This window comes from Pseudarthrobacter cellobiosi, from assembly GCF_023913755.1.
Taxonomy (GTDB): domain Bacteria; phylum Actinomycetota; class Actinomycetes; order Actinomycetales; family Micrococcaceae; genus Arthrobacter; species Arthrobacter cellobiosi.
Window position 1 is genome coordinate 51,106 of the sequence record NZ_JAMXBJ010000028.1, and the last position, 14,438, is coordinate 65,543.

Annotated in this window: 13 protein-coding genes; 2 read left to right on the forward strand and 11 right to left on the reverse strand. The window is 63.6% G+C overall.

Annotated elements, in window-relative coordinates; all coding sequences use genetic code 11:
- Nucleotides 1-42: 42 nt before the first annotated feature.
- From NG696_RS02775 to NG696_RS02820, 10 genes are all read right to left on the reverse strand, one after another.
- On the reverse strand, nucleotides 43-468 hold the full coding sequence (locus NG696_RS02775) for a hypothetical protein (protein ID WP_252563159.1): 426 nt from the start codon (nucleotides 466-468) through the stop codon (nucleotides 43-45).
- Nucleotides 469-522: 54 nt separating this feature from the next.
- Nucleotides 523-1,515, reverse strand: coding sequence for a polysaccharide deacetylase family protein (locus NG696_RS02780; RefSeq protein ID WP_252573911.1), 993 nt, complete (start codon nucleotides 1,513-1,515; stop codon nucleotides 523-525).
- A gap of 223 nt (nucleotides 1,516-1,738) precedes the next feature.
- Complete coding sequence (locus NG696_RS02785; RefSeq protein ID WP_308291935.1) at nucleotides 1,739-2,032, reverse strand: SDR family oxidoreductase; 294 nt, start codon at nucleotides 2,030-2,032, stop codon at nucleotides 1,739-1,741.
- A 1,454-nt stretch (nucleotides 2,033-3,486) separates the two neighbouring features.
- Complete coding sequence (locus NG696_RS02790; RefSeq protein ID WP_252573914.1) at nucleotides 3,487-4,842, reverse strand: MFS transporter; 1,356 nt, start codon at nucleotides 4,840-4,842, stop codon at nucleotides 3,487-3,489.
- Between the two features lie 117 nt (nucleotides 4,843-4,959).
- On the reverse strand, nucleotides 4,960-5,817 hold the full coding sequence (locus tag NG696_RS02795; RefSeq protein ID WP_252563147.1) for a helix-turn-helix transcriptional regulator: 858 nt from the start codon (nucleotides 5,815-5,817) through the stop codon (nucleotides 4,960-4,962).
- A 54-nt stretch (nucleotides 5,818-5,871) separates the two neighbouring features.
- The gene (locus tag NG696_RS02800) at nucleotides 5,872-6,555 is read right to left on the reverse strand and encodes a TetR/AcrR family transcriptional regulator (RefSeq protein WP_252563145.1); all 684 of its coding nucleotides are present in this window, start codon (nucleotides 6,553-6,555) and stop codon (nucleotides 5,872-5,874) included.
- On the reverse strand, nucleotides 6,539-7,738 hold the full coding sequence (locus NG696_RS02805) for an acetyl-CoA C-acyltransferase (RefSeq protein ID WP_252563142.1): 1,200 nt from the start codon (nucleotides 7,736-7,738) through the stop codon (nucleotides 6,539-6,541). Before NG696_RS02805 ends, NG696_RS02800 begins: the two co-directional genes overlap by 17 nt.
- Entirely contained in the window at nucleotides 7,735-9,369 is a 1,635-nt protein-coding gene (locus NG696_RS02810; RefSeq protein ID WP_252573916.1) for an AMP-binding protein, read from the reverse strand. The genes NG696_RS02805 and NG696_RS02810 overlap by 4 nt, the downstream gene beginning before the upstream one ends.
- 9 nt (nucleotides 9,370-9,378) lie before the next feature.
- Nucleotides 9,379-10,560: an acyl-CoA dehydrogenase family protein gene (locus tag NG696_RS02815; RefSeq protein ID WP_252563136.1), complete on the reverse strand. Its 1,182-nt coding sequence runs from the start codon at nucleotides 10,558-10,560 to the stop codon at nucleotides 9,379-9,381.
- A gap of 82 nt (nucleotides 10,561-10,642) precedes the next feature.
- A complete protein-coding gene (locus tag NG696_RS02820) occupies nucleotides 10,643-11,914 on the reverse strand; it encodes a 3-hydroxyacyl-CoA dehydrogenase family protein (RefSeq protein ID WP_252563133.1) in 1,272 nt (423 codons plus the stop codon).
- Nucleotides 11,915-12,179: 265 nt separating this feature from the next.
- Here NG696_RS02820 and NG696_RS02825 point away from each other — a divergent pair, with 265 nt between their 5' ends.
- Nucleotides 12,180-12,560 (forward strand): DUF485 domain-containing protein, encoded by a 381-nt coding sequence (locus tag NG696_RS02825; protein ID WP_252563130.1) that lies wholly within the window; start codon nucleotides 12,180-12,182, stop codon nucleotides 12,558-12,560.
- Between the two features lie 31 nt (nucleotides 12,561-12,591).
- Here NG696_RS02825 and NG696_RS02830 read toward each other — a convergent pair whose 3' ends face one another.
- Nucleotides 12,592-13,104 carry a universal stress protein gene (locus tag NG696_RS02830; RefSeq protein WP_252573919.1) on the reverse strand — a complete coding sequence of 171 codons (513 nt, stop codon included), beginning with the start codon at nucleotides 13,102-13,104 and terminating at the stop codon, nucleotides 12,592-12,594.
- A gap of 739 nt (nucleotides 13,105-13,843) precedes the next feature.
- On the opposite strand from NG696_RS02830, the gene NG696_RS02835 reads away from it, so the two are divergent.
- The gene (locus NG696_RS02835) at nucleotides 13,844-14,080 is read left to right on the forward strand and encodes a hypothetical protein (RefSeq protein WP_252563124.1); all 237 of its coding nucleotides are present in this window, start codon (nucleotides 13,844-13,846) and stop codon (nucleotides 14,078-14,080) included.
- Nucleotides 14,081-14,438: the final 358 nt, after the last annotated feature.

Here is a 14,438-nt window from a genome sequence, read left to right on the forward strand (position 1 = left end):
TTGCCCCCTTCGTATGTGTCTTCCGGCCCTATTCGGCCCAGCTCACATCCTTCTGTCCTGCCGGTCAATGAGATCCAGCAGCAGCAGGAGAAAGCCAAGCTCAGCCAGTCCGGCGGCGAAATACACGGCTTGGAGAATGCTGAAGGGCACGAATACCATCTGGATGAAAATCCAGATGAGGATCGAAAAGCCCGCCGTCGCACTGGCGAGGGGCGCCCACGGGTGGCGCCTGATAAGCAGGATGAACGCGCCTAAGTGGATTCCGCCGACAATGAGCGCGAGCAGGAGCCCTGGAACCAGGTAGGTGCTGAATGGCGAACCCTGGAGGAGTTCCAGGGGGAGTGCCATGCCGGATGGAATGCCCAGGCGCTCTGGGCCAAGCAATGTGCCCACGACCATTACTTTCCCGCCGATGATCGACGGCAGGGCCACCAGGCCGAGCACGACAAGCAGTGAGGCTCTGCGCATGTTTCCTCCCAAGGAGTCCGGCGCCGTCCAGTGCCCTATCCGTTCAAGAGCACGTCAAGGGTGACGAAGCCGTAGCCGGCGACGCTGATGCGGTCGATCATGGGGGAGGGCATCGGCGTCAAGCGTGCTGCCGTCGTCGGGGTTGGAACCGATATGCCTCAGGACGATCTCACCAGACTGCAGGGCGGCAAGGACCCGATCCGTCACGGTCTGCGTGCTGATTCCGCCGCTCGTTCCCTTCCATCCCAACGTATCGACCGTCCAACGGATGGCGACATAGCCCAGGTCGTTCACGGCCGCGATTGTCCGTGCGTCCCGTCCGCAGTAGGGAAAGCGGAAGAAGGAGCGCGCATCCGGGCCCGCCGCTGAAATGGCCTGTTCGGCTTCGATGACCTGCTGCGTGATCAGCTCATAGGAGAGGCTAGTGAATCCGGGATGCGTCATGGAGTGGTTGCCCACGCTATGTCCTGCCGCAACGATCTGGCTGACTCCTCCAGGATTCGTGGCAGCCCAGTTCCCCGTCAGGAAGAAGGTGCCGGCCACTCCTTTTGCGGACAGCGTTGACAGTATTTTCGGCAAGCCCGCTGCGTTGGACCCGGCATCAAACGTCAGCGCCACCGCGCGCCCGGCGCCCGGGAGAACCGTCAGGTCGTGGCCTCTCAGCGACGGCGTGACCGGCTCAGCCGGCAGCGGAGCGGATGGCTCGGTCTGTGTCGGCTCCGGCTGGGTCGGCACGGGGACAGGAGGTACGGTCACGGGCGGCGGCCTGCCGGGCTGGGCAGCGATCACCACAGCGGTCACCACGGCGAGTACCACCAGGGCGAGCACCACCGCGACGGCAACCACGCGCCGTCGTCCGCTACCGGATATTGGCAATGTCACGGCTGCTGGCCCGCAGTTCGAAACAGACGGCCGGCGGCTGGAGCAGCTGGCGGCCGAGGAGCACGCGTCCGAGTCCGAGCTGCTGCTCAGGACGCAGAGCTTGTGTTGCAGCGTCACCGGCGCAGCTGTGACCTCGGTGATGGGCCGGATTTCGTCATGAGCCATGATGCGGAGCTCCTCACCTGCCATGAGGATGTGTGACCGCGTACCTCGAGATCGAGGAAGGGTTGCAGGTCGTTGACCGGTCCCAGACGGGTCGTTCGGGTGCAAAACGGGAGGCCATCCGTTGGGCTATCTCCCGGGTGGACCCAGCGCACTTATATTGGCAACGAGGACCGTCATGATGAAACCGCCCACATTCCTTTCTTAGACTTTGCTGGTGTGGGGGCTACGCTGCCTCGGGCGGGGTTACTATTCCTGCGGTATCGCCACCATCGATGACGAACTCGGCACCGGTCACGAACGAGGATTCGTTGGATGATAAGTACAGGACGAGGTCCGCAACTTCCCCTGGATGGCCCATGCGGCTGAGCGCCACGTGGCTCATGTCCATCGCCATTCCTGCTGTCATAGGGGTGGAGATGACGCCGGGATGGATGGAATTGACTCTGATGCCATGGCGGCCGAGGTCCAGGGCAGCACTCCTGGTGAGGCCACGCACGCCGAACTTCGATGCAGGTATTGGCTGTCACCGGACCAGTGATCCCGCCCAGACCCGAACGCGTATCCACCGCCCGGTCCTGCGCCGGGACGAACACACCGGCCTGCACCGACGGCGTTGACTGCGCCGGCACCACCGCCGGACCGGCCTGCGCCGGAGGTGCAACAGATGCCGGCGCGGCAGACGCGGGGACGGCGAACCCGTAAAGAGCAACCGCCAGCGCCACCACAAAAACCAGAAAGGCCCGGATACCAGGACTTGCTGCGGAAATTGATCGGAAAAAGGCAGGCTCGCGACGGCGCTGGAAAAGGTTCATTTCCCCCATGAACTTTCTACGAAAAAGATCTAAGGGCGATCCAATTCATGAAAGCCCGGTCCCCAGACGAGTGATAGGCATGGCAATAAAAGAGCAGCCCGGAATAATCAAGCAATTTGCCAAATTATTGGGAAAACTGCGGTTACAGAACCCCCTGACGGAAAACTAGACACGCTCAGGCAGCCGTGTCGACTGTCCCCGTTTCAGGCGGACCCAGCAAACAAACAAAGGGGAAGATGCTCGCCCAGACCCGCAATATTCTTGATGCCGATGGGTTCCCCAACCGTGATGCCCGGTCGGGCACTCCGTCAAATGAACGATCGTTCGCAAGACACTCCGAGGGGACTTTGCAGAATGGCGGAGCCAGGGGGCTCATTCTGTAATGCTTCCCGTGTATGCGGTGGAGTGTAACGCTAAACCCGGTTGAGACGATTCGGTGATGCGAATCGGATGCGGGCTGTCAGTTTCCGGAGTCGCCTGCACGATTTGTCTGAGGTCGCCTGCACAAGGGGAAGGGTGTCGACGGGTCGGCGACCTCTCATGTACGTTTGGCACGTACTCCAGATTCTGCACCCGCCAGTCGAACAGCTGCGGTCATCGTCGAGGTGGGGGAGCGTCTGTTTCGACGGGATCGAGACTCGAATGGATCTGGACCTGAAGAGCGTGACGACCCTGAGCGACGGCGGCGTTCTCGTCGCCTACGCCCAGGTTGAGTCCTGACGGCCACCATAACGCCGCCGCCTATCAACAACAGACAGGGAGAAACCTGTGAGTTCGATCGTGGTCCAGGCGTTCATCACCCTCGACGGCGTCGTCCAGGCGGGCGGCTGCCCGGACGAGGACCGAGAAGGCGGCTTCGAGCTCACATGAGCACAACCTCAGCCTTCTACGCCTTTGCCACCCTCGACATGATGAGAGAAGCAATGAATGCCGCCACCCCAGCAATCAACGCCGTGGACACCGAACCGCTCACCGAAGCCAGGCTCCACCAGCTCCTAACCGAAATACAACGCCGAAACTGTCTCAAAAACTTGACGTGCGCACAAGCGGGACCGAATCGATTCGCGGGAGACGAAGCTGACCGGCTACCGGGCCCTCATAGATGCCACCGCCGACGTCGACCGCGACCGAAGCGCCGACCCGGTGGCCGGCTGTACGCTTACTTTGCGGCGGTGGTTCCGGAGGTTGCGAGGTCGATGCCACGGGTTTCCGGGAGGCCGAAGGTGGCGAAGAGGCTCACCAGGCTCACGCCGGCCAGAAGCAGCCCGATGGCGGGACTCCCCAGGCTGGCGCCGAGCGATGCCGCCACCAGTGGCGTGACGCCACCGCCGACGAGCGCTCCGAGGTTGTAGGCCATTCCGGCGCCTGTGTAGCGGTAGCGGGTGGCGAAGAGCTCCGGCAGGAAGGCGCCCACCGGACCGTAGATTCCGGCGACGATCAGCAGCGTGCCGGACAGCCCGACTGCAAACGACCAGGTGGTGCCGATGTCGAGGATCGGGAAGAGCAGGAGCGACCAGGGGATCGCCACGACGCACGAGCCAACGATCACGGCTCGGCGGCCGATCCGGTCGGAGAGCATTGCGCTGCCAATAGTTCCTGCAGCGAAGAACATCGCGCCGACGATTCCCAGCGAGAGGATGGTGGGCCGGCTGTGGCCAAGGCCCTCGGCACTTGTGCCATAGCTGCTGAGAAAGGCTGTGCCGATGTAGAAGAAGGCGAAGAGCATCATGGTGGAGGCGCCGCCCAAGAGGATCTGGCGTGGCTGGTTTCGCACCGACTCCCACACGGGCAGCTTGCGGGGCCCGGCCGCGACGGCGCTCGAGTCGCTGGCCTCCTTGAAGACCGGAGTCTCTTCGATCTTGAGGCGGATGTAGAGACCGATCATAACGAGCACGGCACTTCCGATGAACGGAATGCGCCAGCCGAACGTGAGGAATGCCTCCGACTTGTCGCCGAGTGACAGATTGATGATGAGGAAGGTTGCACTCGCGAGGGCGAAGCCAATCGACGGGCCCAGCTGGGGGAAGGCTGCGAAGAGGCCTCGGTGTTTGGGCGGGGCGTACTCGGCGGCCATCAGTGCCGCGCCGGCCCATTCGCCGCCGACAGCGAATCCCTGAAGAAAGCGGAGAACAACGAGGATGATCGGCGCGGCGATCCCGATTACGCTGGCGTCGGGCAGCAGCCCGATGGTGACGGTCGCGATGCCCATGATGAGCAGTGTGCTGACGAGCGTTTTCTTGCGCCCCAGCCTGTCACCGAAGTGGCCGAACAGGACGGCACCAAGGGGGCGCGAGACGAAGGCCACGGCAAAGGTTCCGAACGAGGCGAGAGTGCCGGCGGCCGGGCCGAGCGCCGGGAAGAAGACTTGGGGGAAGACGAGGGCCGCAGCCGTGCCGTAGATGAGGAAGTCGTAGAACTCGATGATGCTGCCCATCGAGCTGGCGACGGCGACCCTGGCCATCGAGGTGGGGCGCGGACCGGACCGGTTCGCAACCGGTGCGAGGCTTTCGAGCATGCGATATCTCCTTTGACATCGGTCGTCGAGACGAGGTTTGTTTCGACGCGAAGATGTCATCGTGCCAGCGCCGCGCGTTCGCCACCACCTCCCGATGGAGGTGTTTCGCGCCACCGGTCAGGGCAAAAGGCGGAGCCTGCGCGCGGCCACCACGGCCTCCGTGCGGCTGTGCACGTCCAGTTTCGCCATGATCGACTGCATGTAGCTCTTCACCGTGACTGCCTTGAGTGAGAGCCGTTTGCCGGTTTCGGCATAGGAACAGCCGAGCGCCACTTGGGCGAGCACATCCGTCTCCCGTCGTGTGAGGTGCGGGACGCCGGCCGGCGCCACGTCGGAGCCCTCGAGCCGTGCGGTCACGGCGAGGATGCGCTGGGCGAGTTCGGGATCAGTCGTGGTGCTGGCCACCGAGAGGAGCTCGGCATGCGCAAGCCGGACGGTCTCGATGAGGTCCCGTTCCGGTGGCTCCGCGGCCAGGCTTTGGACGACCCGGAGAATGGCGACCCGGTGGTCCACCTCGTCCCGAATGGCCAGTTCCCGCGAGATCCTCGAGGCGCCGGCGCTGAGTTCGGTCACCACGCACTCGCCGATCGATGTGCGCTCCCGCGTTGCCGCGTAGAGCACACACCGGGCACGGCCGTCCACGAGGATGGGGAGCGCCACCATGGTCCGCAGCCCCTCGATGCGTACGGCGTCGTCGTGATGATGGGTGATGTTGTCGGAGTCCAAGTAATCGGCCACCCCGATGGTGCGCGCCTGGGAGAGGGCGCGCCCGCCCACCCCCTCTCCGGGCTGCACGCTGAGGTTCTTCAGACCGTGCGTCGTCGTGCCGAAGAACTCGGTGATGATGAGCTCCGTGCGGTTCACGAGGCCTGCGAAGAACACCGCTGAGCCCGTCCGGGCTGCGGTTTCCCGGATCGCCCGCTTCAGCAGGTCGCGGTCGCTCGGACGGTAGACGTCGTTGTCATGCCCTGTCATAGGGCCCTTCCCCGGTTAGATGGAGCAGTTAGAAGTGCAGCTGGACGCAGCGGGCTAGACGGAGCGGCCGTCGAGCTTGTCCTGGATGCGCCGCGCCAGCTCAGCAGTGGGTGTCGAGCGGGGAAAAACGGCCACAACCAGGTCGTCCCCGGCCGGGACGGATGCGGGGTCGCCCTGCGGTAGTACGCCGAACATACGGCGCACCGCCAACAGCTCGTGTTCCAGGTTCTGGAGGGAACCGCGGGAGGAGTCCAGCATCATTTCGCGCAGCACATAGTTATGGGTTGACGTGACAGCAGCGGCGAACCGGATTGCATCAAGCGTTGATATGCCCGGCAGTGCCTGGCGCAGGTAGTCCGAGAAAAGCCGTTCATAGCGGGAGACCATGATCGTTTCCCGGTCCCGCAGCGCGGGCACCGCCTGCACCACGTGGTAGCGCTTTTGGGACAACTTCCGGCGTTCGGAAAATTTCACGAAGACCAGCACCGCGGCCTGGCACACAGCCTCCCACGGATCGGGATGGCTGGCTGCCAGGTAGACCGTCAGCTCAGCGAGCAGGGCTTCGTGGTCCGCAAAGATCACGTCTTCCTTGGCGCGGAACTGACGGAAGAAGGTGCTGCGGGAGATTCCGGCAGCGAGGGCAATATCGTCCACGCTGGTCGGGTCGTAGCCATTGTCGGTGAACAGATCCAGCGCGGCCTCGGCCACGCCGGAACGGAAATTAGCCACTGATGCCATCCCGGTACAGTAGCAGCGCGTCACCCTGTCCGCCGCCGCCACAAAGCGCTACGGCGGATTTGCCGCTGCCGCGCCGCATCAGCTCATGGACGGCCGAGACCACCAGCCGCGCTCCGGAGGCGCCGATCGGATGTCCAATGGCGATGGCCCCGCCGTTGACGTTCACCTTGTCCAAACCGAGCCCCAGGGTCGCTGCGGAGTGCGCCACCACCGAGGCGAAGGCCTCGTTGATCTCCACGAAGTCAAGGTCCCCGGCCGTCCAGCCGGCGCGGGCAAGGGCCGCCGTGATTGCCTGTGCCGGCTTGTCCGGCAGCGTTGTGTCCGGCCCGGCGATCTGCCCGGCGGGCCCGACGACGGCCAGCACGTCGAGCCCGTGGACATCGGCGTAGGCGCGGGTCACCAGCACGACGGCGGCGGCGCCGTCGCTCAGCGGCGAAGCATTTCCGGCGGTGACTGTTCCCGCCGCGGTGAAGGCCGGCTTCAGCCCGGCCAGTACCTCCTGCGTGGATTGAGGGCGTACGCCCTCGTCATCGCTTACCAGCACGGGCGCGCCGCGCTTCTGCGGCACCGAAACAGGGACGATTTCGGCGCTGAATCTTCCCTTGGCCCGGGCCGCGGCCGCCCGCTGGTGGGACAGCGCCGCGATATTGTCCTGCGCCTCGCGGGAGAGCTGTAGGTCCGCGTTGGCGCGGTCCGTGGCAATGCCCATGAGCTCGTGGTCAAAGGCATCCGTGAGCCCATCATGGCCGGCCGAGTCCACGGCCGTGATGCCGCCGTAGAGGTAGCCGGCGCGCGAGCCGGTGAGCAGGTGCGGTGCCTGGCTCATGGATTCCTGGCCGCCGGCGACCACCACATCCGCCTCGCCCAGTTTGAGCAGCCTGACGCCCTGGATGATGGCACTCAGCCCGGAGAGGCAGACCTTGTTAACGGTGACGGCGGGGGCGCTGAGCGGTATTCCTGCCGCGACGGCGCTTTGGCGCGCGGGGTTCTGGCCGGCGCCGGCCGTCAGGACCTGGCCCAAGATGACCGCATCGACGGCGGCCGGCCCAACCCCGGAGCGTTCCAGAGCCGCGGCGATGGCCGCGGCGCCAAGCTGTATAGCGCTCCGTGAAGCCAGGTGGCCCATCAGTTTTCCCTGAGGGGTGCGGGCCGCGCCCACAACAACTATGTCCTGGCTGCTCATTTGGTGGGTTCCTTGCTGAGGGCTGGGGCGCTGAGGTCCAGGGCGCGTAGCCGCGACTTCAGGACCTTGCCGGTGGAGTTGTGGGGGAGCCCCTCGGGGAAAAGGATCCTGTCCGGAACCTTGAATCCTGAGAGCAGGCCCTTGACGTGCGAGCGGATCTCCTCGGCCGTGACCGAGCTGGAGCTGCTGCGGATGACAAAGGCCACCGGGCGTTCGCCCCATTTCTCGTGCGCGACGCCGATCACGGCCACGTTCAGCACCGCCGGGTGGCTCATAATGGCTTGTTCCACCTCGATAGTGGAGATGTTTTCTCCGCCGGAGATGATGATGTCCTTGGCCCGGTCCTTGAGCTGGATGTAGCCGTCGGGATGCATCACGCCGAGGTCGCCGGTATGGAACCAGCCGCCGCGGAAGGCGTCGGCCGTGGCCTCGGGATCCTTGAAGTAACCGAGCATCACGTTGTTGCCACGCAGCACGATTTCGCCCAGCGTTGCGCCGTCGGCCGGGACATCGAGCATGTCCAGGTCCACGATGCGCGCCGTCTCGGCCTGCAGCATCCCCACCCCCTGGCGGGAGATCTTGACGGCCCTGTCCTGGGCGGAAAGATCATCCCACTCGGTTTGATGCTCACAGATCGTGTACGGGCCGTACACCTCGGTCAACCCATAAACGTGGACCACTCTGATCCCGATTGACTCCAGTGACGTGATGATCGCGGGCGACGGCGGCGCGCCCGCCGTCGTGATACGCAGCGGCGCCTTCAGCTCGTGGGCCTGGGGTGCGCCGGCAATAATGCTGCACACCGTGGGGGCGCCGCAGAGGTTGGTGACTCCGAGAGTGTCGATGGCGTCCCAGACGGCGTCGGCGCGCACTGCCCGCAGGCAGATGTGGACGCCTGCGGCCGCCGTCACGGCCCAAGTGGTGCACCAGCCGTTGCAGTGGAACATCGGAAGGGTCCAGAGGTAGCGCGTGTCGCCGGTGAAGTGATTGTGGAAGGTTTCCCCGAGCGAGTTCAGGTAAGCGCCGCGATGCGAATAGAGCACGCCCTTGGGCTTGCCCGTGGTGCCGGAGGTGTAGTTAAGGGTGATCGGGGCCCGTTCGTCCTCGACACTCCACGGAAGATCTGCTTCCTGGTGTCCGGACGCGGCGAGGAAGTCCGCGTACTGCGTCGTGCCCATACCTGTCGGGACCTCCGGATACGGGATGGTGCTGTCAGGCACTTCGATCACCTCAGCCAGCTGTGTCAGGCCCAGGTCCAGTCCAGCCACGGTGGCCAGCAGTTCCGAATCGGCAAACAGCAGCCTGGCTTCGGAATGCTCCAGGATGTATTGGAGTTCCCGGGCGGACATCCGCGAGTTCAGGGCCACCAGGACGCCCCCGGCCAGCGGGACGGCGTAATGGGCAATCAGCAGTTCCGGCACATTAGGACACAGGAAGGCCACCCGGTCGCCCGGCTGGATCCTGCTCATGATTGCTTTGGCCAGCCCCTGGGCTTCGGCGGCGAAGTCCCGGTAAGTATAGGAGCGGTCACCGTGGATGATCGCCGTCTTCTGTCCGAACACCTCGGCGGAGCGCTGCAGGAACCGCAGGGGGCTCAGCGGGGTTTCATTGGGAAGCTCAATTGTGGTCATGGCGAATCCTTAGGCGAAGGCGCTTTGTCCGGTGACATCGCGGCCGATCAATAGGGTCTGAATGCTTTGCGTGCCTTCGTAGGTATGGATGGATTCGATGTCCAGGAGGTGCCGGATCACGTGGTTTTCCAGCAGGATGCCGTTGCCGCCCAACATGTCGCGGGCAATGGACGCCAACTCCCGGGCCTTGCGCGTGTTGTGGTACTTCGCCATCGAGGCCTGGGTGGGGCGCATCTGGCCGGCCGCATCAAGCCCCGCGAGGTGGAAACAGTGCAGTTGCATACTGGTCAGCTCCGAGAGCATGTACGACAGGCGCTCCTGGACAAGTTGGAACTTTGCCAGCGGCTTGCCGAACTGTGTCCGCTGCGTGGCGTAGTTCAACGCGGATTCGTAGACGGCGGTGGCGTGGCCGAGGGCGGACCAGGCCACCCCCAGGCGGGTGGCAACAAGGATTTCGGACGTGTCCTTGAAAGTGCGGGCACCGGGGAGAAGATTGGCCTTTGGAATGCGGACGTTGTTGAGCTTGATCCGGGCCTGATGGATTGCGCGCAGCGAGGCCTTTCCGGTGATGGTCTCGGCCTCGTAACCCTCCCGGTCCTGTTCCACCAGAAAACCACGGACGTCGCCGTCGTCATCGCGTGCCCAGACCACCGTGACATCGCCTACGGAGCCGTTGCCGATCCACTTCTTCTCGCCATTGAGGACGTAGTCCTCCCCGTCGGGCGAGGCGGTGGTTTCCAGTGCCACGGAATCGGAGCCGTGGTTCGGTTCCGTCAGGGCGAAGGCGCCGAGCTTTTCGCCGCGGGCCAGCGGACCGAGCCACGTCCTGCGCTGGGCGTCGGAGCCAAAAAGGGCAATCGTCCGCAGTACCAGGCCGCCCTGGACTGCGATGACCGTACCCAGCGAACCGTCCCCGCGGGAGACCTCCATGTTGACCAGGCCGGCGGCCAGCGCGGACATGGCCTCCAGGCCCTGTACGTCAATGCCATCGGCTAGGAGGTTCATGGTGCCCATCCGCTTGGCCAGGTGGGCGGGGAACTCGGCCCGTTCCCAGTAGTCGTTCATCTGCGGCAGGGCCTCCGCTGTGAAATCCCGGGCACGCCTCCACGCTTCGCGGTCGGGTGCGGAAATGTTGGCGAAGACGGAGTAGTAGTCCGTGTCCAGCGGTTCAGCGACGTCATAGTCGGGCATGGGCTTGCATCCTTTTTTGGGGAGGAATTGAAGAATGGCGCGGAGGTCGCGGCTCTTGTTTGGGCGGGCCGCGCGCCCTTGGCTATCCGGCGAAGCCGGACCCGGGGTGGAAATCCCGTCCCCACACACGCCGGGAGGCGCCGCTTTGGTCTAGCAGCGGTGTGAGGCCTCCCTGATGCTGGGGGAAGTTGGCGCCGAGTAGCATGCACAAATCCACTTCCGCCGGACCGGCCACCACCTTTTCGGCGAGCATCAGGCCCACCTCCTCGGCCAGGGCGTCAAGTATCCCTGCCCTGATGGCCTCCGCATCCGGTGCCGGCGCTGAACCTCCGGCTTCGGCAGCCGGCAGCAGGACGGCCGCCTCGGGAAGCACCATGCCGGACTTAGCGAGGTAGCCGCGCAGCCGGGCATCCGCAATGGCTGCCAGGCTGGTGCTGACATAAAACCGGTCAGGGTAGGCGGCGTGCATGGTCTCGCAGATGTGCAACTGGACCGCGGGTCCGATGAAACCCAGCAGCGTCAGCGGAGTCATGGGTAGCCCGTGGGGGTCCAGGGCATGGTCCGCCAGTTCGATGTCCGTTCCGTCATCAATGACCTGCAGCAGTTCGCAGAACAGCCGGGTCAGGATCCGGTTCACGACAAAGCCCGGAGTGTCCTTTACCAGGACCGCAGTCTTGCCCAGAAGCCGGGCAAGCGAACAAGCGGTGGCGACGCTGACGTCATCGTTGCTTTCAGTGCTGATGATTTCCACGAGCGGCAGCACAGCCACCGGATTGAAGAAATGCAGTCCCACCAGGCGCTCCGGATGGGCCAGGCCTTGACCCATCGCCGTCACGGAAAGGGACGACGTATTCGTCAGGAGCAGCGCATCAGTGCGCAGCAGGGGCTCGATCTCCGCGAAGACGGCGCGTTTGAGGGCCAACTCCTCGAACACCGCCTCGATGACCACATCGCAGTCCCGGTACTCGCGCTTATCCACTGTGCCGCGGACAAGACTTCCCAGGTCGCGGGCCGCCGTTTCGCTGAGTTGCCCCCGGCTCACCAACTTCTCCAAGTGCCCGGCGATCCAGCCAAGCGCGCCATCCACCTTTGCCTGGGAAAGATCCGTGATCAGGACAGGAACGCCGAGCTGTTTGGCAAAAACAAGGGCAAGCTGGCCGGCCATGAGCCCGGCCCCGATTACGCCAACGCTTCGGACGGGGCGGGGATCGGCGCTGGGTGCGCCCGCCGGTCGCTGCCGTTGAGTGTCCAGTAGGGCCGCGGCATACGCCTGCACCGATTTTCCGGGCGACTTGCAGGCGTCGACGGCAGCGCCCGTGAGTGAGGCAGTTTCTACGACATTGTCAGGAACCATGTCACCGTTCTACAGTGAAACTGAGTGTCAAGTCAATTGATACTCAGTGCCAAAGAAGGTGATTGTGGCTTCGGAACGGCTGGGTTGGCGCGATGATCTCTTTTCTGTGCGCCTCAATTCGGCTGATGTCGCATTAGGGTGAGACTAAATCGGGGCTATGCGAGACAATGGGAACGGCGGCCGCCACGCGCCACAGTGAGAGCAGTCACATTGGCCGGACGTCTGTTCAGCCGGTGTGCACTGTAAGTCTCAATGAGGAGGAACGATGGGTAACGAAGCCGAAACTCCGGAAGCAGCGGAGACCGTGGATTTTAAGAAAGTCCAGTCGACCGAGCGGTTCCAGGAACTTCGCAAACGCCACCGTAGCTTTGTCTTTCCCATGGCCATCGCATTCCTGCTCTGGTATTTCGCATACGTCCTGCTGGCTGATTATGCCGCCGGATTCATGTCCATCAGGGTCTGGGGAAACATCAACATCGGGCTCATCATGGGCCTTCTTCAGTTTGTTTCCACCTTCGCCATTACGGGCTGGTATGTCAGCTACTCCAACCGGAAACTGGACCCCATCGCCGCCGAAATCCGCCACGAAATCGAAGGCCACGAGTTCGACCAATCCGGCAACCGAGTGGACGGAGCGGCGAAATGAGAGGGACCCGGTTCCTGTGAGAAGCCGTGTCTTACGGCTTGAGAGGCGGAATCCCGGCTTTTCCGGGGGTCTGCCCTTTGGCCTTGGAGCCCTTCCATAGATGATGGGAGCGGTGGCTGCTTTCGGCATGCAGCACCAAGACGGGGCAGTCCGCGTGGGCAACACACGCAGAGCTCACGGAGCCGAGGTGCATGCCAAGGAAACCCCCATGGCCCCGGCGTCCAACCACCAGCAATGAAGCGCCGGCCGCCGCTTCCACGAGCTTCGCCGCAGCCGGTCCGCGGACCAGTTGCGAGGTCAGTCTTTCCGGAGTCTCCTCACCGAACGCCTTTTCCAAGGCGTCCGCAAGAGTCTTCGCCGCAGCCGCTTCAAACCGGGCGAAATCGGGTGGAACATATCCGGCGTAAATCTCCGGAAAATCCCAACAGGCAATAGCGACAATGGTGGCGTTCAGGGCCGGCGCCAGCTGTGCCCCCAGACGGAGCGCCTGGATGGACGATTCCGAACCGTCCACACCGACAAGAACCTTGGCTTCCGCATACATGATCATTCTCCTTCGAAGGTGAATCCCCTGGTTGTTCCTAGTCTGCAGCTCCCATTAGCGGTGGCTGTGTGCCGAGCATATGCGCACCAGCAGGCGAACGGAACTGCCTACGGATGTTTCTCGGGTCTGTCCGGGAGTCTGATGCTATTTAGGTCCAATCACCGAAGTAGCCGCATGGGCTAAAGCAGAGTCCACGGGTCCGTCCAAACCGTGTAACCACTCGCCTTATCGACAAATTCGCGGGAGCAAGAGCATTGAGCTGCTATCCAGAGACCGGATGAGTCGGGCAAGACATCTTCCCCTGGAGAGCAAGGTGTGCAGCGTGGACGCCTGCGATTGGTCGTAAAGTGGGCAAAAAGGGGTGTGCACAATGTGCACACCCTGGGCTTCGGATCGGGTCGTACTGGGGTCGGATCGGTCCGGATTCCGCATGTTTCCGGGAGTTCCCAGTGTTAGCAGGGGCTGGAATGCAGTTCGAGTCCCACCTCGGGCACGTGTTTTCCCTGTTAGGGGGCTTGTGGGCCTCTGAGTGTGCACAAACTGTTCACTCATGGGCCCCTTCGGGGGCCTTTTTATTGGGGGCCGTTGCTGTGGCCGCGCTCCTTCCTTACGGACGAGGTCTTGGCTTGTTCCTTCTCCATGGCGTTCGCGGGTCCAAGCGACATGACGTGACTCAAGCACCCAAGTTCACGAGCCGACGGAACGTGAACGCCTCCATGACGTCATTAGTACCGTGGGTATGGACATGAATCTGCGCGTTCCCGAAGATCTCGACCGCCGGCTCGATGAGCTTGAACGTTTTCAAGAAAGGCGGGTAACGGTCATGAACGTCCTTCTGATCGTCGTAGCGGTCCTTGCGGTGCTGTTCCTCTTAGGAGCCGGGCTGGTTCCTTCTTTGAACTTCCTGATCTGGGTTGGCGTGGTGCTGTTGATCCTCGCTGCCGTCGGCTTCTTCATGGGGCGCAGGATGACCTGAGCACGGTCGGCAGGAGTCTGCGTGCTGCAGGTCGTTCTGTCCTGCAATCGTCTGCGGCCGCATTGATCTGGATCCGTGTGTGAACAGAGGCTTCCGAAAGATCGGCAGTGCTCACGTCCGCTTCGTGCAGATCGGCACCGGTGAGGTCTGGTGACCTTCCCGCTGCGCTGCCCCTTCGCCTGTCGACGCGCTCCTGGCGGCTCCCGGGCGGGCCGGCCGTTCCCCCAGGTCAGTGGAGCAGGAGCCGGCCGCGTCGGCGGGCGGCTTACATCCGCGCGACTTTGGCCTTCACCATCAGGTAGAGGCCATAGCAGATCAGACCGGCGCCGACGGCGGTCAGCATATAAACTCCATACGG